At 47.6% G+C, this 21,962-nt stretch carries 17 protein-coding genes; 11 read left to right on the top strand and 6 right to left on the bottom strand.

Annotation, left to right across the window (positions count from 1 at the left end; genetic code table 11):
• Window positions 1-40 precede the first annotated feature (40 nt).
• The 4 genes from AC2T0J_RS04275 to AC2T0J_RS04260 form a co-directional block, all read right to left on the bottom strand.
• Window positions 41-1,252, bottom strand: a complete 1,212-nt coding sequence (locus tag AC2T0J_RS04275) for a NupC/NupG family nucleoside CNT transporter (protein ID WP_489808935.1) — start codon at window positions 1,250-1,252, stop codon at window positions 41-43.
• An 11-nt stretch (window positions 1,253-1,263) separates the two neighbouring features.
• Window positions 1,264-1,887 (bottom strand): uridine kinase, encoded by a 624-nt coding sequence (udk, locus tag AC2T0J_RS04270; protein WP_489808934.1) that lies wholly within the window; start codon window positions 1,885-1,887, stop codon window positions 1,264-1,266.
• A gap of 241 nt (window positions 1,888-2,128) precedes the next feature.
• Window positions 2,129-3,115 (bottom strand): hypothetical protein, encoded by a 987-nt coding sequence (locus AC2T0J_RS04265; RefSeq protein WP_489808933.1) that lies wholly within the window; start codon window positions 3,113-3,115, stop codon window positions 2,129-2,131.
• On the bottom strand, window positions 3,087-3,872 hold the full coding sequence (locus tag AC2T0J_RS04260) for a PhnD/SsuA/transferrin family substrate-binding protein (protein WP_489808932.1): 786 nt from the start codon (window positions 3,870-3,872) through the stop codon (window positions 3,087-3,089). Before AC2T0J_RS04260 ends, AC2T0J_RS04265 begins: the two co-directional genes overlap by 29 nt.
• Window positions 3,873-4,447: 575 nt before the next feature.
• Between AC2T0J_RS04260 and AC2T0J_RS04255 the strand changes: the two genes are divergently transcribed.
• A complete protein-coding gene (locus tag AC2T0J_RS04255) occupies window positions 4,448-7,612 on the top strand; it encodes a TonB-dependent receptor (protein WP_489808931.1) in 3,165 nt (1,054 codons plus the stop codon).
• Between the two features lie 181 nt (window positions 7,613-7,793).
• Here AC2T0J_RS04255 and argR read toward each other — a convergent pair whose 3' ends face one another.
• Entirely contained in the window at window positions 7,794-8,258 is a 465-nt protein-coding gene (gene argR, locus AC2T0J_RS04250; RefSeq protein ID WP_489808930.1) for a transcriptional regulator ArgR, read from the bottom strand.
• Between the two features lie 344 nt (window positions 8,259-8,602).
• Between argR and mdh the strand changes: the two genes are divergently transcribed.
• Window positions 8,603-9,541: a malate dehydrogenase gene (gene mdh, locus AC2T0J_RS04245; protein ID WP_489808929.1), complete on the top strand. Its 939-nt coding sequence runs from the start codon at window positions 8,603-8,605 to the stop codon at window positions 9,539-9,541.
• A gap of 117 nt (window positions 9,542-9,658) precedes the next feature.
• Here mdh and ppc read toward each other — a convergent pair whose 3' ends face one another.
• Entirely contained in the window at window positions 9,659-12,280 is a 2,622-nt protein-coding gene (gene ppc / locus AC2T0J_RS04240) for a phosphoenolpyruvate carboxylase (protein ID WP_489808928.1), read from the bottom strand.
• Window positions 12,281-12,523: 243 nt separating this feature from the next.
• Between ppc and bamJ the strand changes: the two genes are divergently transcribed.
• The 9 genes from bamJ (at window position 12,524) to AC2T0J_RS04195 (ending at window position 21,961) form a co-directional block, all read left to right on the top strand.
• On the top strand, window positions 12,524-13,144 hold the full coding sequence (gene bamJ / locus AC2T0J_RS04235) for a BamJ family beta-barrel-assembly machinery protein (RefSeq protein ID WP_489808927.1): 621 nt from the start codon (window positions 12,524-12,526) through the stop codon (window positions 13,142-13,144).
• A 185-nt stretch (window positions 13,145-13,329) separates the two neighbouring features.
• Window positions 13,330-14,508, top strand: a complete 1,179-nt coding sequence (gene fabV / locus AC2T0J_RS04230; RefSeq protein ID WP_489808926.1) for an enoyl-ACP reductase FabV — start codon at window positions 13,330-13,332, stop codon at window positions 14,506-14,508.
• Window positions 14,509-15,042: 534 nt separating this feature from the next.
• Complete coding sequence (locus AC2T0J_RS04225) at window positions 15,043-16,383, top strand: Na(+)-translocating NADH-quinone reductase subunit A (protein WP_489808925.1); 1,341 nt, start codon at window positions 15,043-15,045, stop codon at window positions 16,381-16,383.
• 3 nt (window positions 16,384-16,386) lie between these two features.
• Complete coding sequence (locus AC2T0J_RS04220; RefSeq protein ID WP_489808924.1) at window positions 16,387-17,589, top strand: NADH:ubiquinone reductase (Na(+)-transporting) subunit B; 1,203 nt, start codon at window positions 16,387-16,389, stop codon at window positions 17,587-17,589.
• On the top strand, window positions 17,579-18,337 hold the full coding sequence (locus AC2T0J_RS04215) for a Na(+)-translocating NADH-quinone reductase subunit C (protein WP_489808923.1): 759 nt from the start codon (window positions 17,579-17,581) through the stop codon (window positions 18,335-18,337). The genes AC2T0J_RS04220 and AC2T0J_RS04215 overlap by 11 nt, the downstream gene beginning before the upstream one ends.
• A 12-nt stretch (window positions 18,338-18,349) precedes the next feature.
• Window positions 18,350-18,982, top strand: coding sequence for an NADH:ubiquinone reductase (Na(+)-transporting) subunit D (locus tag AC2T0J_RS04210; RefSeq protein ID WP_489808922.1), 633 nt, complete (start codon window positions 18,350-18,352; stop codon window positions 18,980-18,982).
• A 5-nt stretch (window positions 18,983-18,987) separates the two neighbouring features.
• Window positions 18,988-19,596, top strand: a complete 609-nt coding sequence (gene nqrE, locus AC2T0J_RS04205) for an NADH:ubiquinone reductase (Na(+)-transporting) subunit E (RefSeq protein WP_123324680.1) — start codon at window positions 18,988-18,990, stop codon at window positions 19,594-19,596.
• 22 nt (window positions 19,597-19,618) lie between these two features.
• Complete coding sequence (gene nqrF / locus AC2T0J_RS04200) at window positions 19,619-20,851, top strand: NADH:ubiquinone reductase (Na(+)-transporting) subunit F (protein ID WP_489808921.1); 1,233 nt, start codon at window positions 19,619-19,621, stop codon at window positions 20,849-20,851.
• A gap of 105 nt (window positions 20,852-20,956) precedes the next feature.
• Entirely contained in the window at window positions 20,957-21,961 is a 1,005-nt protein-coding gene (locus tag AC2T0J_RS04195) for an FAD:protein FMN transferase (RefSeq protein WP_489810430.1), read from the top strand.
• The last annotated feature ends 1 nt before the right edge of the window (window position 21,962 follow it).

The raw sequence follows: 21,962 nt of genomic DNA, 5'->3' as shown, positions 1-21,962 counted from the left end.
GCTTGATACATATCAAGCCGGATTGATTACGGCTGAAAGTTTACCCCAATGTCAGATAAAAACCGGCCAGGGCTGCGCTCATCAGGTTTGACAAGGTGGCAGCAAAAACCGCCTTAAGACCTAATTGCGCAATTTCTTTGCGCCGGGTGGGGGCCATGGCTCCGATACCGCCCATCAGAATGGCAATCGATGAGAGGTTGGCAAAACCACATAAGGCAAACGTTATAATGGCCTGACTGATAGGCGACAGTTCTGGCTGCGCTGCAATAAAATCAAGATAGGCAATGAATTCATTGACCACTATCTTCTGACCAATAAAGCTACCTGCTATCTGCGCCTCAGACCAGGGCACGCCTAAAGTCCAGGCCAGCGGCTGTAACAGGAAGCCGAGAATTTGCTGAATAGTCAGGTTTTCGAAACCTGCCAGGCCGCCAGCCCAGCCGATAATGCCGTTGAGCAAGGCAATCAGGGCCACAAAAGCCAGTAACATGGCGCCTACATTCAGGGCCAGTTGTAAACCTGAAGCAGCACCACTGGCCGCTGCATCAAATACATTGGCATAATGGGTTTTCTCTTCCTCGGTTTTTTCCAGTTCGTTGTGCGGCTCCGAAGTTTCAGGCTGCATTATCTTAGCCATTAGCAGGCCACCCGGAGCGGCCATAAAGCTGGCAGCTAACAGGTATTTAAGCTCGACCCCCATGCCGGCATAGCCAGCCATGACCGAGCCGGCAATGGAAGCGAGTCCGCCTACCATAATGGCAAACAGCTCAGAACGGGTCATGTTGGGGATAAAAGGCCGTACTACTAATGGTGCTTCGGTCTGGCCCACGAAAATATTGGCGGCTGCCGACATCGACTCGGGGCGACTGGTTTTTAGTGCTTTTTCCAGCAGACCGCCAATCAGGCGGATAATTATGTTCATTACTTTCAGGTGATACAGCACGGCAATCAGGGAAGAGAAAAAGATGATAACCGGCAGTACATTGAAGGCGAAAATAAAGCCCAGGGATTTGTTACCAATCGGACCAAACACAAAATCAATACCGGCCTGGCTGTAGTCGATAATATTCTGCACAAACTCGGTGGTTTTCAGTAACAGCTTAATACCGGGCTCAAAATACAGGATAAACGCCCCCACCGCCGCCTGGATGGCGAAAGCGCCACCCACGGTGCGCCAGTTTATGGAACGTCGATTACTTGATAAAGCAAATGCAATACATAACAGCAGGGCGACGCCCAGTAAACTTATCATGGGGTAATCCTTTACTTAATAACTTGTTGTATGTGTGATTTTATTACGTCCAGCGCAATTTGGTTTTTACCACCCTGAGTAACCACGACATCGGCGGTAAAACGGCTGGGCTCAATAAACTGGTGGTACATGGGTTTTACCGTTTCTTCGTACTGCTTAGCCACTGAATCCATGGTCCGCCCGCGTTCTTTTACATCCCGCATCATGCGGCGCATGAGACAGATATCCAGTGGCGTGTCGATGAAGATTTTTACGTCGTATAAAGGCAGTAACTCCACCCTGGCCAACAGCATAATGCCTTCAAGGATCACAACCGGGGCAGGTTGCAATCGTTCGGTTTTGGGCAACCGGGTGTGGGTTTTAAAGCAGTAATGCGGGTAGTCAATGGGCTCACCATTACGCAATGCGCCCAGATGGGCTTTTAATAATTCGTGCTCAAACGCGTTAGGATGGTCATAGTTGTTTTTTTCCCGCGCTTCCATGGGCAAATGGTCCTGGGCCCGGTAATAATGGTCCTCGCGAAGGATCTGTACCGGCCGACCTTGCTCAGAAAAAGCATTAATCAGGTTCTCAGTGAACAACGACTTACCAGAGCCAGAAGCACCGGAAATTGCAATAATCAGGGGTGTTTGCATAGTGGGAAAACGTATATTTAGTTATAGCAAAGATACGCAAATGCACCGTGCGAATCAATCCCACAGTATAGGCTTTAAATCAGATAGCGCCGCTCGGGGGTGTTTTGACCTCCCGGCAAATGGTGAGTCTTTGCAGTATAATGCTGACCATTTGTTCAGGTTACCATTGTTTTCCTGGCTTGCAAACTGTCTGTCATCAGGCCGTCACACCGACGCTGTACAAGCCTGATTACAAATCGCGCTATTCACCGATAATATTAATGTCACTGGTATGAAGCACCGGCAGGGCATAGGAGTGTTGCTTGGAACGTGACCCCTCACCCTGGGCACGAGGCGGATAATAGCGGGTTTTCTCTTCACTGAAACCGGCAAATACCTCATCGAGAGCAGCGCGGATTTCACTCAGGGTTTTATCCAGATTAGCGTTAAAATCTGGCCGTTTACGCTTGGTATGGCCTAATTCCATCAGGCGCGTAAACACTTTACTGGCAAGGTTAGTCAGCTCGGGCGGTATATCTTTGTGGTGGAGTAATATTGCATTGGGGTTATCGATACAATAGTGCAGCAATGCCGTGTAAAAACATAACGGTTTATTTTGTAGCTGCACGGTGACATCGTTGACGCCATTGCCAAGGGTTTTCTCGTTAAGGTTAACGGTGAGCTTCGGGGTAATTTTAATGATGGGCACCGGTTGTGCCAACGCAACTGCGTTAACCGCACGGCGTTGACTGGTTCGCACCTTAACAAAAGCCGGCGATACCAATAACGCCGCCAGTAAAGTCAAAGGGCTGAATGACAGGTAGCGATAAAGTGGTTTGGTAGCCAGTTGTACATTGACGGTTTGTTCTGAATTTTCCAGTACCAGCTGGGTTAAACGGGTATATTCAGGCTGATCTGCTGCATTGGCGGTGACCGACTGCAGTGACACCAGCCATACGCCGGTTCGTTGCTCGCTGAGAATGGTATTAATTCGATTAAGGTAAGCCTTGAGGGTGTCCTGATTTGGTGGCGTTCTTAAGGTTTGGTTTCCCACATCCAGGAACTGCAGATCCAGGCTAATCCGCGCTTTTATTTTATCGATAGCCTCATGCTCGGCATACAAGCGGGCACTGGCTTGCCCCGCAAGGGCTCCTAATTGGAAGATACTAAACAGCAGGAGAGTGACGAGGCCGCCCTTTAGCCAGTCGTTGGGTGTAATGTCATAGGTTTTCATTTGAATTACACTCATTAATTAGTACCACATCGCGGTAATACTTACGTGGGTGGTTATTGGATATTTCGGTAATCACTTGCTGAATGGCGCAGCGTAAATCCGTATTGTTATCCTGCATCTTTAAATACCAGCGCATGCCCGGCACACTGTTTTCCAGCGAGGTAATGTAATTTCGCGACAACGTCTGCTCATCGGCTTTACCCCAGTAGCTGGAGATAATATCCACTTCTCCGGCCATCAGTGCGCGGCGCAGTTCCTGATGCGAATTGTAGTAGTAGAGCTTGATGTTTGAGTCGTTAAGGCCCAGACGTTGTAGCACGGTTTTCGGCACGATGTGCCCAGACCGACTGCTCGGATAGTCGAGTATGCCGATCCGTTTACCTAGCAGATATTCTTTACTGAGTACCGGTTTTTCTCTCAATGCAATAAAATATGCACTGTAGTCCGGATGAGCTGCTATGCTATCGTAATGATAGATACGGTCGGCACCGAAAGCGTCGACCACATTACGTTTTACCAGGGTCAGCTCTGGTACGCCGTGATTAACAAAACGGAAAGTATCAAAATCGTTACGACCGATAATGACCTGCACATCGCCAAACTGACGTTGCACTACTTTATTGGCGCACAGCAAGGGCAGTGCTTTTTCGGCGATAGATTGCTCAGTAAGGTACACGGTAAAGACCTTACTGTTTTGCGACAATGGGGCTTCGCACTGCAATTTGCTGGTAGTTTGCGGTGAAATATCTTTTATTTTTTGTGAATTTTGCACGAAGCCCAGCACGCCGCTAAAAATAAAAATAGCAGCAACAATCAGCCATCGTGTTGTTGAATTCAGTCGTAAACGGTGCAAAGTGTTTTAGAGTTAGTTTTATTTGTTAGACCAATTTGAACAGTTAAACTTATTTAATGCAATAAGTAAGTTTATTTTGGCTGTCTAAGATGCTGAAAAATATATTAATTCATTAAGTAACTTTGAATTTGCTTAAACGCTGTTTATTCATTGTGGTTATGCGAAGAATATAGCTGGGCTTGTGAGCAGGGCCGAGGGTTCTAATAAATTAGGTAAATAACTGACCGTTCGTTCAGGAAAATATAAAAATAATAAGCGTTGTCAACTTTTTAAGTAGTTCAACCAGAGCGAATTTGTCATATTGCTGAAACAATAATAATGAACAATCTCGGCCCGATTTACGCTGTTTCAGAAAAACGGAACTGTCACCAATAACGGCTATGGTGACCGAACATAAAAATTGCATTTACTGCCGGAAGCAACAGGTTGCTGTTCTATCTCTTGTTAACGGGAGTAATACAAACGCCTTATGAAAATAAATGGGAAACACACTAATGATGACAAAATCGAAGCTTAATCGCGTAGCGATTGCGGTAGCGATGTCTGTTGGTCTGTCCACTGCCGCTATGGCACAACAGACATCTTCAGAAATCACTGGTCGCGTAGTTGGTCCACAGGGCGCACCTGCAGCGGGTACAGTAATTACTGTTAAGCACATTCCGACCGGAAGTATCAAAACAGTAACTGCTAACGCAAATGGTCAGTTCAATCTGTCTGGTCTGCGTGTTGGTGGTCCATACGAAATCGTAATGGATTCTGATACTTTTGAAGACGCGACTATTTCAGATGTTTACCTGTCACTGGACAGCGGCTTAAACCTGAACAACTTCGCACTGGGTGCCCAAGCTGACGTTGAGCGCATCGAAGTAACGGCTTCACAGATTGCTTCTATTGCATTTGGTCAAAAAGGTCCTTCTGCTAATTTTAGTATTGAAGACCTGCAAACTGCGCCCGCAATTAATCGTGATATCAAAGACCTGGTTCGTACTGATCCACGTGTTTATATCGATGAAACCTATTCTGATGGCATCCAATGTGCCGGTGCATCTCCACGTTTTAATAGCTTAACGCTGGATGGTATGCGCTTAAACGATAACTTCGGTCTGAACTCTAACGGTTATCCAACTGAAAACATGCCGTTTTCATACGATGCCATTGAGCAGGTAGCTGTTGAGTTAGCGCCGTTCGATGTTGAGTACGGTGGTTTTACCGCGTGTAACATCAACGCCGTAACCAAGTCTGGTACCAACGAAGTTCACGGTTCTGCATTCTACGACTTTACGTCTGATTCACTCCGTGGCGACTCAATTGAAGGTCGTGATATCGACAATGGTAACTACACTGAAAAACGTTATGGTTTCACTGTTGGTTTACCAATCATCAGTGACAAACTGTTCATATTTGGTGCTTACGAGAAGAAAGAAGGGATCCGTTTGCATGACTATTCGGCTTTGTCTGTAGTCTCTGATGCCCAAGTAGAACAAATTCGTACTATTTCACAAGAAATCTATGGTTATGATCCTGGTGGTTTTAAAGCATCCTCACCAATAGAAGATGAAAAACTGTTGATTAAATTGGACTGGAACATAAACCAGGATCACCGTGCATCTTTTACCTATAACTGGAATGACGGTTTCAACATCTCTGAGTCTGACGGCGGCAGCGATGAGTTAGTATTCGACGGTCACTATTATGAGCGCGGTGCTGAAATCGAAACCTTCACTGGTTCATTGTACTCAGACTGGACTGCAGATTTCTCAACTGAAATTCGTATTGGCCACACCAAGTTAGACAATCGTCAGAACTCGGTAGATGCCGCGACTGGTTTTGGTGAAGTTCAAATCGACACCGGTGAAGCCACAGTTTACTTAGGTCCTGATGACTCGCGTCAGTCGAATCAGCTAAATTGGGAAAACACCACATTTAAAATTGCTGGTACCTACTTGCTCGGCGATCACACCATCACAGCTGGTGTAGAATATGAAGAGTTAGATGCCTTCAACCTGTTCCAGCAGCACTCAATCGGTGAGTACCGATTTAACTCAATTGCTGACTATGAAGCTGGTTTAGCGAATCGTATTTACTATAACGGTTCAGCAGGTACTAACGATCCAAACGACGCAGCGGCAAGTTTTGGTTTCGAAACTACTACGTTTTATATTCAGGATGACTGGTACGTTAACGATGATCTGACCTTACTGCTAGGTGTTCGTTATGACCGTTGGTCTTCTAGCGATACGCCGCGTTACAACTCAGCATTTGAAGATGCATTCGGTTTTGATAACACAGCTAATTTAGATGGTATCGACTTGGTTCAGCCTCGTGTTGGCTTTAACTATGTACTGACTGACGACATGGAACTGCACGGTGGTTTCGGTCTGTATTCTGGTGGCAGCCCGAACGTGTGGGTGTCTAATGCCTACTCCAATGATGGTGTAACCAATGTGGGTTCTCGTGAATACCACATTCCAGGTTTTGTCGCTGGCGAAACCAGTATTTTCGATCTGCCTCGCGTAGGCGGCGGTGATCCTATTTTTGCTCCACCCCAGGCCCAATATGATTATGTAGAGGACTATCCAACCGAAGGTACAGCTAACTACGTTGTTGCGATTGATCCAGACCTTGATATTCCTACTGAGTGGAAATATGCCTTAGGTTTAACCTACCTGGCACCTGGTGATTACCTGGTACAAGCAGACATTCTTTACACTGACAAGAAAGACGCGATTACCTACATAGAACCCGCTCGTGAGCAAGTCGGTACTGGTCCTGACGGTCGTCCGGTATATGTTGGTTCTAACGATACCTTCCTGTTGACTAACATCGAAGGTGATTCAGGTGACGCGACAACTCTGTCATTTGCAGTATCAAAAGAGTATGACTTCGGTCTGGATGTAAGTTTTGCTTATGCTTACAACGACTCGACTGACGCTAACCCAATGACCAGCTCGGTAGCAAGTTCAAACTACTCTAGCTTCGCAACCTACGATCCAAACAATCCTGCGGTAGCAACGTCTAACTACAACATTCCACATCGCTTTACTCTGCGTATTGGTTATGCTCAAGAGTTTATTGATGGATATACTACGCGTATTACCATGTTTGCTCAGGCGAATGAAGGTCGTGGTATGAGTTATACTTATGATAGCGTTCAACGTTTTGATGACGATGGTGACGACTATTATACAAACGCAATTGACAACTATTACGGTGATGACACAGGTGGCTGGCGCCAGTTGATTTACGTACCAACTGTAGATGATCCAAATGTTGTCTATGGTCCTGATTTTGACTTGGATGCCTTTAATGCATTCATCTCATCTGAAGGCTTAGATCGCGGTAAAATCATGGGCCGTAACAGCGTAAATGGTGACTGGTGGACTAAGGTTGACCTGCGTATCAGCCAAGAGCTACCAGCGTTTACCGCTGATCACTCTGCTGAAGCGTTCTTTGTTATTGAGAACTTTACTAACCTGTTAAACGATGACTGGGGCGTACTGAAACAAGGTAACTTCGTGTCTGAGTCAGTAGTTGGTGCAAGTGTTAATGACCAAGGCCAGTACGTGTACGAGACGTTCTCTACTCCACGTCAGCGCGACAGCGTACAAAACAACGCATCGCTTTGGGAAATCCGTGTAGGTGTCAACTACCGCTTCTAAGCTAACCCGTTAGATATTTATTTAAAAAACCCCGCGAAGCGGGGTTTTTTGTTTTTTGAAATTCAGTAGTCTCCAGGAAGACATGTATAAAGCTGAGATTTTCTGATTAATGGACTGCTTTTAGGGCAAAAAATACCGGCGTGCAGCCGGCACCTTCTAAACAGATGTTGGGCAGCAAGCCCTAAACATTATCGAATAAATCCTCTACCCGCTGGCGCAGGTTTTCAATTTTACTGACATCGGCCGGCGCAATAAAAATGGTGTCATCACCGGCAATAGTGCCAAGCACGCCATCTTTTTTACTGAGCGAGTCCAGCAGACGGGCAATGAGCTGTGCGGCTCCCGGACTGGTGCGAATAATTACCATCACATTATTATGCACAATATCCAGCACCAGTTGTTTAAGCGGACTTTTAGCTGTTGGCATGCCCAGTTCCGGCGGCAGGCAGTAAACCATATCGCCGCGTGCATTGCGGGTGCGAACCGCGCCAAACTTACTCAGCATGCGTGAAATTTTACTTTGACTAATATTGTTAAAGCCCTGGCTTTTCAGCCCTTCAACAATTTCTCCCTGGGAGCCGTAACTTTCAGCTTTAAGAATGTCTTTGAATGCCCGGATGAGCTCTTCCTGCTTCTGATTTGCCATTTAGTTCCTGACGTTTATTCGTAATAGTATGTTATTGGCGGCGTGGGTTAAGTTTTAATCGCTAATCGATTCGGCTAACCTGCCGGCTTGGTGTATACTCTATCCCGCGAAAGGTTCAGGGCCGGGATAACTCCCATACCCTAACGGTTTTAAAAACCAGTTATTGTGCCCTAATTTGCATGAAAAAGCAACATTAATGCATAACTATGCACTTATATTGAATATAACCCGATAAATCGCCCATTCACCTGTCCTACGACTAATAGGTGATTGAGTTTAAGGCTGACATCCTTTAATGTGTTCGGCCGTTATTAAACGTGATTCTTTCCATGAGGAGAAATGGTATGAAAGTAGCCGTGTTAGGTGCTGCCGGTGGTATTGGTCAGGCGCTGTCACTGTTGTTAAAAACACAACTGCCAGCAGGTTCTGAGTTAGCTTTGTATGACGTTGCACCTGTTGTTCCTGGTGTAGCGGTAGATTTAAGCCACATCCCCACTGCAGTGAAAGTTACCGGTCACGGTAAAGATGACCTGGCAGAAGCTTTAACGGGTTGTGACGTAGTTTTAATTCCAGCGGGTGTACCTCGTAAGCCTGGTATGGATCGTTCCGACCTGTTCAATATCAACGCGGGTATCGTTAAGAATCTGGTTGAAGGCATTGCTGATAACTGTCCTTCTGCTTGTACTTGTATTATCACAAACCCGGTAAACACCACTGTTGCTATCGCTGCTGAAACACTGAAAGCAAAAGGCGTTTACGATAAGAACAAACTGTTCGGTGTAACCACTCTGGACGTGATCCGTGCAGAAACCTTTGTTGCAGAACTGAAAGATCTGGATCCGGCGAATACTCACGTACCGGTTATCGGTGGTCACTCAGGCACGACTATTCTGCCTCTGCTGTCTCAGGTTGAAGGCGTAGACTTCTCTGATGACGAAGTGGCTTCGCTGACTACTCGTATCCAGAATGCGGGGACTGAAGTGGTTGAAGCTAAAGCCGGCGGCGGTTCTGCTACACTGTCTATGGGCCAGGCGGCTGCACGTTTCTGTCTGTCTCTGGTTGCCGCTATGCAAGGCGACAACGTGGTTGAGTACACCTATGTACAAACTGACGACAGCGATGACGCTGCGTTCTTCTCTCACCCTGTACGTTTAGGTCCAAACGGTGTTGAAGAAATTCTGTCTTACGGCGAACTGAGTGCCTTCGAACAAAAAGCTAAAGAAGATATGCTGGAAGGCCTGCGTGGCGACATCAAACTGGGTGTTGACTTCGTAAACGGGTAAGTAACGTTAAGTTTATATGTCAAAGCCGCTCATTTGAGCGGCTTTTTTGTTGATGGCATAAAAAAAGCCCGGATACCATTATCCGCGCTTTATTTGTTACGTTACCGTGCGGGTGGATTAACCGGTATTACGCATACCGATAGCAATACCACTGATCGCAACCATCATGGCTTTATCCAGCGTGGCATCATGCTCATCGTCATCTAACTGACGTAAGCGCGAAAGCAGCTCAATTTGCAGAAAATGCAGTGGTTCAAGGTACTGAGCGCGAATATTCATTGACTCTTTACCTTGCGGATCCGCTTCCATGATATCGGACTGGCCGTTAATATCCAGTTGTAGCTTGATGGCTTCCTGTAACTCATTGCGTAGTGCTTCACCGAAGTGTTTCAGCTCATCGGGCACCAAGCGAGCGTCGTATTCCGCGCTGATACGCGGATCCGCTTTTTGGAAAACCATATCCAGCATGGACAAACGCGACTGGAAGAACGGCCAGTTTTCGCGCATTTCCTGTAGCTTCTCGTGATGACCTGCCTGACGGACTGCTTCGATAGCTTTCATGCTGCCTAACCAGGCCGGCAATACCAGACGGGTTTGCGCCCAGGCAAAAATCCACGGAATGGCACGCAGGCTCTCGATACCGCCTGTCGGCTTACGTTTAGCCGGGCGACTCCCAAGCGGCAGTTTACCTAATTCTTGCTCCGGTGTAGCAACCCTGAAATAAGGTACAAATTCTGGGTCCTGACGCACTACGCCACGGTAGAAATCCCGACCTTTGGCGGCCATGGCAGCCATTAGTTCACGCCACTCGTCTTTAGGTGCAGGTGGTGGGAACAACATGGCTTCTATAATAGCACTGGTGTAGATACCCAGGCTGCGCTTAGCCAGTAACGGCATACCAAACTTATAACGGATGGTTTCACCCTGTTCGGTTACCCGGAAACCACCGTCCAGTGAACCCGGTGGTTGAGAATGTATGGCTGCATGCGCGGGCAGTCCGCCGCGGCCAATCGTGCCGCCGCGACCATGGAACAGCGTGAGCTTAACGTCGAATTCCTCAGCCAGCGCAACCAGCGCTTCCTGAGACTCGTATTGTGCCCACCCTGCGGCAATAGCGCCCGCATCTTTGGCTGAGTCAGAATAACCAATCATTACGAACTGCTTACCCTGAATATAACCACGGTACCAATCAATGCTCAGCAGTTTACGCATTACGGTGGGCGAATTATTCAAATCGTCCAGCGTTTCAAATAAGGGGGCTACCGGCATTGGCCAGTCGACGCCCATTTCCTGAAGTAGCAGTTGTACGGCCATTACGTCTGAGGCTTCACTTGCCATAGAAATAATGTAGATACCAAAACCATGGCGGCTGTGATTAGCGATAACCTTACAGGTGTTGAGCACTTCCTGAACCTCTTCCGATGGTTCCCAGCAGCGCGGGAACAAAGGTCGCTTGGAGCTAAGCTCACGCAGCAGGAAGGCTTGTTTGTCGGCCTCACTCCAGTGAGCGTAGTCGCCTAACCCAAGGTAACGGGTAACTTCGCTAAGCACATCAGCGTGACGTTGGGAGTCCTGACGAACGTCCAGACGCAACAGGTGAACGCCAAAACACTTAACACGACGGATAGTGTCGAGCAGCATGCCGTTAGCGGTTACTTCCAGACCCGACTCACACAGTGAGCGGTAGCACATCAGCAGGGGCTCTAACAACTCATCATTAGAGGCAATCCACTCGCTGGAATCATAGGGACGGCCATTGAAGAAATCGTAAATACCGTCGCGGGTATCTGCACAACGCTTCACCAGCGGGCGTAACAGCGCGCGGTAGGGCTCGTATTGTTCACCTACTGCGTTTTTGAGTTCATCGTTGCAGTCATTCATCGACAGCTCAACCTGCAGGCGGTCAAGATCGATAGTCAGCAGTTTAGCGGCACGGCGACGGGCCAGCAGCAAAACTTCTTCGGTCACTTTGGCTGTAACGAACGGGTTACCGTCACGGTCGCCGCCCATCCACGAACTAAAGTGAATAGGAGCCGCGTCTATCGGCAGAGATACGTTGTAATCCTTCTTTAAGCGTTCGTCTAAATCACGCAAGAACTCAGGGACAGCGTCCCACAGTGAGTTTTCGATTACCGAAAATCCCCAGCGTGCTTCGTCCACCGGGGTGGGGCGAACCGATCGAATTTCTTCGGTATGCCAGGCCTGACTAATCAGGTCTGCAATGCGGGTTTCCAGGCGATTTCGCTCGGTATCGCTTAATTGCTCGTGGTGCATGCTTTTTAAGCAGTAAGCTAACTCTTTATGCTTATGTATCAGGGTACGACGGAATACTTCGGTCGGGTGAGCGGTAAGTACCAGATCGATATCCAGTTTAGCCACCGCTTTTTCCACTTCCAGCGCGCTCAGTTCAGCCTTATCGAGGTGTGAAAAGAGTGAATCGATGGATGCGTCAACATCCAGGCCAGCGTTGTATTCCTGTTCGGCGATATTGCCCAGATTAAGAAACTGAGCGAATGCTCTGGCTACTACCAGTAATTCGCTGTCGGACATGGTTTTGAAAGTTTCTTTCAGATTTTTACTGCAATCTGTATCCCCTTTAAACGATGCACGACCGTCAAGGCGAACTTTCTCTATTTTCTCCAACCAGTCATTTCCCAGCTGAGCTTTGATTGTTTGTCCCAGCGTTTTTCCCAAATAGCGAACAGTATCTTTCAACTGCGCGTCATAATGTGATTGCATGGCGTCCTCCAAAAAACAGTGCTATCAACATACTGTCTCTTAGTTAAATTGTCTAATAGCTTTTTATCTAACAGCCCCTTGGAACGGGCTCTTCAAACCGGTCGGAACAATGTCGCGGGCACGGATTATCTGGCTGTGTTACACTATGCCAGCGAAAAATCGAAGCGTAATAAAAATTTTCAGAATACTACGGTTTTTGATTAATAATTGCGCAGAAAGTGTAATTTTATTTCAGGAGACACTGTGTCAGATTTATTTAAAACAGTAGAAACTCAGGCTAGTTACGGGATTGGTTTCCAAATGGGTCAGCAATTACAATCAAATCCATTTGACGGACTGGATCTGGACTCTGTTGTAGCAGGGTTAAAAGATGCATTCACTGGTCAGGCTCCACAGGTTGATAACGACGCTCTGCGTGCTGCGTTTGGTGAAATTCACGAGCGTATGCAGGCGGCTAAAGCCGAGCAACATAATGCCGCTATCGAAGACGGCGAGAACTTCCTGGCTGAAAACGCTAAGCGCGAAGAAGTACAGGTAACTGAATCTGGCCTTCAGTACGAAGTGGTTAGCGCGGGCGACGGTGAAGTGCCTACTGCTGAAAGTACCATCCGCGCACACTATCATGGTACTCTGATCGACGGTTCTGTATTCGACAGCTCTTACGATCGTGGCCAGCCGGCAGAATTCCCGGTCGGTGGTGTAATCAAAGGCTGGACCGAAGCGCTGCAAATGATGCCGGTGGGCTCGAAGTGGCGTTTGTACGTTCCGCACAGCCTGGCTTACGGCGAACAGGGTGCAGGTGGCGCGATTGCACCCTACAGCACACTGGTATTTGATATCGAGCTGCTGGACGTAGTTGCCTAAGCTCTTATTTATAGTTTGTTAAAGCCCGCGACTGCGGGCTTTTTGCTTTTTTAACCACGGGCATTGAGGCGTGGTTTGCAATTGGCGAAAATAGCATTAGGCTTAGCATGCTCTAGCTGTTCAGAGTTGTTATCAACGGCCGGTCATTTACAATACGCGCTAAAATAAGAAAGGATAGTGTCACTATGGTTATCAAGCCCAAAATTCGAGGCTTCATTTGTACAAATGCACACCCAGAAGGTTGTGCTGCAGTGGTTGCAGAACAGATTCAATATATTAAAGGTCTTGGCGAGCTCGGTGACGGGCCCAAAAAAGTGCTGGTTATTGGTTGCTCAACCGGCTATGGCCTGGCGTCCCGCATTACTTCTGCATTCGGTTATGGTGCCGACACCCTGGGCGTGTGTTTCGAAAAGCCGCCTACAGAACGTAAAACTGCGACGGCCGGCTGGTACAACACCGCGGCGTTTCATGAGCAGGCAAAAGCTGCTGACCTTTACGCTGAAACCATTAACGGTGATGCTTTCTCTAACGAATTAAAAGAGCAAGTTATCGACAAAATCAAAGCCGACCTGGGTCAGGTGGATTTGGTTATTTACAGTCTTGCGTCACCACGTCGCACCGATCCGGCCACAGGTGAAACCTACAAGTCTACCCTGAAACCGGTTGGTCAGGCCTATACCACAAAAACTTACGATACCGACAAAGATAAAATCCACGAAGTCTCTCTCGAGCCTGCGACCGCAGAAGAAATTGCGGATACTGTTAAGGTGATGGGCGGTGAAGACTGGGAGTTGTGGCTGAATGCGCTGGCTGAGGCAGGTGTGCTGGCTGAGGGGTGTAAAACCACAGCCTATACTTACATTGGTAAAGAGCTGACCTGGCCAATCTATGGTTCGGCGACAATTGGTAAAGCCAAAGAAGATCTCGACCGTGCCGCCACGGCGATTAATTCTGACCATGCTGATTTGCAGGTTGATGCGCATGTATCATCACTTAAGGCGTTGGTGACACAAGCCAGTTCAGCGATTCCGGTAATGCCGCTGTATATTTCGTTAATCTATCAGGTAATGAAAGAAGAGGGCACCCACGAAGGTTGTATCGAACAGATTGCAGGCCTTTACACAGAATGCCTTTACGGCGATAGCGCCACGCTTGATGAACACAATCGCTACCGCATGGATGGCAAGGAGACCAATGATGCGACGCAGGCGAAAATTAAAGCGCTGTGGGATCAGGTAACTCAGGATAATTTCCACGACCTGAGTGATTATGCCGGTTACCATCATGAGTTTTTGAAACTGTTCGGTTTTGACGTGTCAGGGGTCGATTATGACGCCGATGTTGATCCTTTGGTTAATTGGTAATACCACTTGATAATTAATATAAGCCGTCTTTATGACGGCTTTATTTTGGTTTTTTGTTAATACTTTAGTGCATACCGGCATGTCGACAATATTCAGTCGGCCGGGCATTGCAAGCCAGTCAGGGTGGCCCCTGTGATTAAATATAAGACTACTGTGGTAGGTTAGTTGTACAGATTATCGGGATAAAAATTACGGATTATCTCTGATCGACGTAGCGTAAGTTGCTATGTTGATGCTAAAATTCCGAAATTAAGTGGGGGACCTTGTTCAGGACCCTGCGCTTAGTCGTGACAACAGGCGATGCAGCAAGCGCCCAGCACTAAATAACCACGACACATTCTAACAACAATAACAATTCAGCTGGATTGCAATTTTTGCGAAGTGGAAACTAAGCTTTGTAGCTTTGTTACGGTTTTAAACAACCAAATTTTACTGTTTGTGCGAAGTACGTTTTTGAATTGTGGCTTTGTTGGCAGTTTTGCCGGAGCGCAGCCAATTCAAAAGGGTATTTCTATTAGAGTAGTGCGATTACGTATGATAAAAATCAAAAAAGGTCTCGACCTCCCTATATCGGGAGCTCCGACACAACAGATCCAGGATGGTCTGTCTGTGTCTCGGGCTGCCATACTGGGAGAAGAATATGTGGGTATGCGTCCTACCATGCACGTGCAGGTTGGAGACAAAGTAAAGAAAGGTCAGCTGATTTTTGAAGATAAAAAGAATCCTGGCGTTAAATTTACTGCTCCGGTTGCGGGTGAAGTGGTAGAAGTAAACCGTGGTGCTAAACGTGTTTTACAATCAGTTGTTGTAAAGCAGGAAGGAAACGAAGCGGAAACCTTCGAAGCCATTGCTGCTGACCAGATTACTTCAACTGCGCGTGAAAAAATTGAGCAAGTGCTGGTAGACACCGGTTTGTGGACGACACTTCGTACACGCCCGTTTAGTAAGTCTCCGGCGCTGGGGTCCACCCCAAGCTCGATTTTCGTTAACGCGATGGACACTAACCCGTTAGCAGCTGATCCGGCGGTAATTATCGCTGAGCGTCAGGAAGATTTCGCTAACGGCTTAAAAGCGCTTAGCATCTTATCCGGCGGTAAGGTGTATCTTTGTAAGAAAGCCGGCGCAAACGTATCTGCTGGCGACAGCAAAGCAGAAACGGCTGAGTTTGATGGTCCGCATCCTGCTGGTCTGGCTGGTACTCACGTACATTATCTGGATCCGGTCGGCGCCAAGAAAACGGTATGGACAGTAAACTACCAGGACGTTATAGCCATTGGTAAAACACTGACCAGCGGCGAACTGGACAACAGCCGTGTGGTGGCAATCGGCGGTCCGGCGGCGAAGAATCCTCGTCTGGTACGAACTGTTGTCGGCGCAGACCTGACAGAACTGACTGCCAGCGAGAAGAAAGATGGCGACGTTCGTGTGGTTTCTGGTTCAGTACTCAACGGAACTACCGCACAGGGCGTACACGGCTTCTTAGGTCGTTTCCACTTACAGGTATCTCTGTTACTGGAAGGTAAAGAAAAAGTCCTGTTTGGTTGGTTAACACCTGGGTCTGATAAACACTCAGTTACCCGTGCGTACACCGGTCACTTCAGTGGTAGCAAGCAATTTGACATGACCACGACCACTAACGGCTCAGAGCGTTCAATGGTACCAATTGGTAACTACGAGCGTGTAATGCCTCTGGATATCCTGCCAACGTTATTATTACGGGATTTAATTTCCGGTGATACTGACAGTGCTCAAACACTGGGCTGTCTGGAACTGGACGAGGAAGATTTGGCGCTGTGTACCTATGTGTGCCCCGGCAAATACACCTATGGTTCCATTCTGCGCGATTGTTTGACCACCATTGAGAAAGAGGGTTAATTCATGGGCTTAAAAGCGTATTTAGAAAAAATCGAACCTAACTTCGAGCCCGGTGGAAAGTACGAAAAATGGTATGCACTGTATGAAGCAGCCGCAACTATTTTCTACACGCCTGGTCATGTAAACAAAGCTGGCACGCACGTGCGTGACAGTATCGACCTGAAACGCATCATGATCATGGTGTGGATGGCTACGTTCCCTGCCATGTTTTTTGGTATGTATAACATTGGTTTCCAGGCCCAGGAAGCAATTGTTGCTGGCGCTGGTACCTTACCTGATGCCTGGCAGGCAGGTCTGTTTGCGGCACTGGGTGGAGACATTTCAAACGCGGGTACATTAGGCCTGATGTTTTACGGTGCTTGTTTCTGGTTACCGATTTACGCAACTACGTTCGTTGTTGGTGGTTTCTGGGAAGTACTGTTTGCTTCCGTGCGCAAGCACGAAGTCAACGAAGGTTTCTTTGTGACTTCAGTACTATTTGCACTAACGCTGCCAGCGACTATTCCGCTGTGGCAGGTTGCCTTAGGGATTACCTTCGGTGTGGTTATCGCGAAAGAAATCTTTGGTGGTACTGGCCGCAACTTCCTGAACCCTGCACTGTCGGGTCGTGCATTCCTGTACTTCGCATATCCGGCGCAAATTTCTGGTGACCGCGTATGGGTTGCTGCAGACGGCTATTCTGGCGCTACGTCACTGAGTGATGGCGCAGCAGGCACATTAAACTATGCCGACACTAACGCCTGGATGGATGCGTTCATGGGCTTCATCCCTGGTTCTGCCGGTGAAGTGTCTGCACTGGCGATTATGCTGGGCGGCCTGTTCATTATTTACATGCGTATTGCGAGTTGGCGGATTGTTGCGGGTGTGGCGCTGGGTGTGGCGTTCTTCGCAACCCTGCTTAACCTGATTGGCAGCGATACTAACCCAATGTTCGCCATGCCGGCTCACTGGCACTTTGTAGTGGGTGGTTTAGCCTTTGGTATGTTCTTTATGGCGACAGACCCCGTGTCTGCGTCGTTTACCAACCAGGGCAAGTGGGCGTACGGATTCTTTATTGGTTTTATGACCGTGCTGATTCGTGTACTTAACCCTGCATTCCCAGAGGGCGTTATGCTGGCAATTCTGTTTGCCAACCTGTGGGCGCCACTCTTCGACTACTTTGTCGCTCAAAGCAATATCAAGCGGAGGATAGCTCGTGTCGGCTAAAAAAGAATCTTTAGGAAAAACGGTCGGCGTAGTACTGGCAGTTTGTCTAGTTTGTTCAATTATTGTATCGGGTGCGGCCGTTGGCCTGCGAGATATTCAGCAAACCAACGCTAAGAAAGACAAGATGTCTAACATCCTGCATGCGGCGGGGTTACTGGATCAGGCAAACGGCGACATCCTTGCCACTTACAATGAATTTGTAGAACAACGTTATGTTGATTTAAGCAGCGGTGACTTTGTTGAAGCACCAAAAGAAGACTACGACATGTACAAAGCGGCGAAAGTCGACGACATGAGCATCAAGGTGGAAAACAGCAACGTGGGTTTCCAACGTCGTGCCGAAGTAGCCTCTGTTTATTTAGTACGTGATGAAGCCGGTGATGTCAGTCGCGTCATCCTGCCTGTACATGGTAGCGGTCTGTGGGATCTGATGTACGGTTTCCTGGCAGTTGACGCTGACGGCAAAACCGTTCGTGAACTGATTTACTACCAGCAAAAAGAAACGCCAGGACTGGGTGGTGAAGTTCAAAACCCAGCATGGCAGGCTAAGTGGGATGGCAAGAAGCTGTACGAAGATGGCCAGGTTGAAATTGAAGTGAAAAAGAACGCGGGCGAAAACAACCCTTATGCAGTTGACGCACTGTCTGGTGCAACGCTGACCAGTAACGGTGTTAATAACATGGTTCGGTACTGGGTAGGCGATAACGGCTTTGGTCCGTTCCTTAAAAAACAAGCCTGGCGTTCGTAAGGGGTTATTATCATGGCTGATACTAAAGAAATGAAGAAGGTCCTCTTTGGACCGATCTTAGACAGTAACCCAATTGCATTACAAATCCTCGGTATTTGTTCTGCACTTGCGATTACTACTAAACTAGAAACCGCGTTAGTAATGTCCTTGGCGCTAACCAGCGTTGTGGCGTTTTCTAACTTGTTTATCTCGTTAATTCGAAACCAGATCCCAAGCAGCGTGCGGATCATCATTCAGATGACCATTATCGCGTCGCTGGTAATTGTTGTAGACCAAATCCTCAAGGCTTACTCCTATGAGGTATCTAAACAACTCTCGGTTTTCGTTGGTCTGATTATTACTAACTGTATCGTAATGGGACGTGCGGAAGCGTACGCAATGAAGAGTCCGCCACTAATGTCGTTCCTAGACGGCATCGGTAACGGTCTTGGCTATTCACTGGTATTGATTATCGTGGGTACCATTAAAGAACTGTTTGGTTTCGGAACTATCCTTGGCTTCGAAATTCTGCCGCTGATTCAAAATGGTGGTTGGTATCAGGCTAACGGTCTGCTGATTCTGCCGTTCAGCTCGTTCTTCTTAATTGGTGGTTTGGTATGGGCGCTCCGTACCCTTCGCCCAGAACAAGTTGAGCCTAAGGAGTAAGTCTCGTGGAACATTATTTATCATTATTTGTTCGCTCAATCTTTGTTGAGAACATGGCGTTGTCGCTGTTCTTGGGTATGTGTACTTTTCTGGCCGTCTCAAAGAAAGTTAAAACAGCAATGGGGCTGGGGGTTGCGGTAATCGTAGTACTGGGTATTTCAGTGCCGGTTAACCAGGTTATCTATGTGAACATTCTGGCACCTGGTGCTCTGGCCTGGGCCGGGTTCCCTGATGCAGACCTGAGCTTCCTGAACTTTCTGACCTTTATCGGTGTTATTGCGGCACTGGTACAGATTCTGGAAATGAGTCTGGATAAGTTCTTCCCGGCGCTATATAACGCTCTGGGTATCTTCCTGCCGCTTATCACGGTTAACTGTGCAATCTTTGGTGGTGTGGCTTTCGCGGTACAGCGTGAGTACAACTTTACCGAAAGTATTGTTTACGGTGTAGGCAGTGGTATGGGTTGGGCTCTGGCTATTGTGTTACTGGCTGCTGTGCGTGAAAAGCTGAAATATGCTGACATGCCAGACGGTATCCGTGGTCTGGGTTCTGTTTTCATGATTGCTGGTCTGATGGCACTGGGTTTCCAGTCCTTCACTGGTGTACAGCTGTAATCGACGCTAGGGAGCAGAAACAATGAATCAAATTGAAATCATTCTTGGCGTAGGGATGTTTATCGTCATCGTATTGGCACTGGTATTCATCATTATGTTTGCCAAGTCTAAACTGGTACCATCCGGCGACGTCACTATCAGAATCAATGATGATCCTGAGAAAGACATCAAGACAGCACCAGGCGGCAAATTGCTGGGTGCCCTGGCCGATGCAGGGATCTTTGTATCCTCTGCTTGTGGTGGTGGTGGTTCATGCGGCCAGTGCCGTGTGGATGTAAAAGAAGGTGGTGGTGAAATTCTGCCAACCGAATTGGACCACATCACCAAGCGTGAAGCCCGTGAAGGCTGCCGTTTGTCTTGCCAGGTATCTGTTAAGCAAGACATGAAAATTGAGCTGGAAGAAGAAATCTTTGGTATTAAGAAGTGGGATTGTGAAGTTATTTCTAACGATAACAAAGCGACCTTCATCAAAGAGCTTAAGCTTAAAATTCCAAACGGCGAGAGCGTGCCTTTCCGTGCCGGTGGTTACATTCAGATCGAAGCTCCACCACATCACGTTAAGTACAAAGACTTTGATGTACCAGAAGAGTATCGTGGTGACTGGGAGCGCTTTGGCTTCTTCGATATCGAATCAAAAGTAGACGAAGAGACTATTCGTGCGTATTCCATGGCGAACTACCCGGAAGAAGAAGGCATTATCATGCTGAACGTGCGTATTGCTTCGCCGCCGCCAAACAACCTGAGCCTGCCGGCCGGTAAGATGTCATCGTACATCTGGAGCCTCAAGGAAGGTGACAAGGCGACTATCTCTGGTCCGTTCGGTGAATTCTTCGCTAAAGACACCGATGCAGAAATGGTATTCGTTGGTGGTGGTGCTGGTATGGCGCCTATGCGCTCACATATCTTCGACCAACTGCGTCGTATTAAGACTGACCGTAAGATCAGTTTCTGGTACGGTGCTCGTTCGCTGCGCGAAATGTTCTATGTAGAAGATTTTGATATGCTGCAGGAAGAGAACGATAACTTCGAATGGCACGTTGCGCTGTCTGATCCTCAGCCAGAAGACAACTGGGACGGTTACACAGGGTTTATCCACAATGTATTACTGGAAAACTACCTGAAAGACCACCCTGCACCAGAAGATTGTGAGTTCTACATGTGTGGACCACCTATGATGAACGCTGCGGTTATCAACATGTTGAAAGACCTCGGCGTAGAAGACGAAAACATCCTGCTGGATGACTTCGGTGGCTAAGCCGAAAAGGTAAAATAATAAAAGGGGCTGTTAGCCCCTTTTTTATTAACCCTGTATAATTATGCTGTACTTGCTGTAGCGTCCAAGGGGATGAGCGTGACACAAATGAAATTTTTGCTGGTTATTGTGGTCCTATTTATAGCTGCCTGTTCAAAACAGCCAGTGGTAAAAGTTGAGCACATTTTAGGTCAGACAATGGGGACGACCTATAACGTTAAGTTTCCTGAGGTAGCGGGCGTAAGCGATGAGGTTATCAAAGCCGCTATCGATAAGCGTCTTGTTCAGGTAAACAAGCTGATGTCGACGTACGATCCAACCTCTGAGCTGTCACGTTTTAACCAGTATCGCTTTGAAAAACCCTTTGAGGTGTCTGATGAAACCCTGCTGGTAGTTAACGAAGCTTTACGGCTCGGTGAGTTAAGTGATGGCGTACTGGACGTGACCGTAGGTCCACTGGTGAATCTTTGGGGGTTTGGGCCTACTATGCGCCCTGAAACAATCCCCGACGAAGAAGATGTCACGGCAGTCAGAGAGTACGTTGGCCTAGATAAACTTGAGGTACAAGGTCGCGCTTTGGTGAAGCATCATCCGCAGCTGTATGTGGATTTATCTACGATAGCCAAGGGCTATGGTGTTGATGTGGTCGCCGATCTGCTGGAAGAAAACGGTATTCACAACTATCTGGTCGAGATTGGTGGTGAGATGCGCGTGAAAGGTGAAAAGGGTGATGGTTCACCCTGGTTAATCGCCATTGAAAAGCCGGTTTCAAATCAGCGTGCTGTTCAGAAAGTAGTGTCTATTGGTGATAATGCCATTGCAACATCTGGTGATTATCGCAATTACTATGAACAGGATGGTACCCGGTATTCACACCTTATTGATCCGCGTACGGGTAAACCCATTCAGCACAATACCGTGGCGGTCACCGTGGTTCACTCGTCTTCAATGACGGCTGATGGCCTGGCCACTGCCTTTAATGTAATGGGTTGGGAAGATGCTATTGAAGTAGCAGAAGCCAATAACATTGCTGTGTTTATAATTCGTCGTAAAGACAAGGATTTTGAAGAATATGCCAGTCCGGCCTTTAAAGAGCTGGTAACGGTTTATTAAT

It is taken from the genome of Alteromonas sp. ISO5, assembly GCF_058105165.1.
The sequence above is the reverse complement of the archived record's forward strand: the minus strand, read 5'-3'. Positions and strand labels throughout refer to the sequence as shown.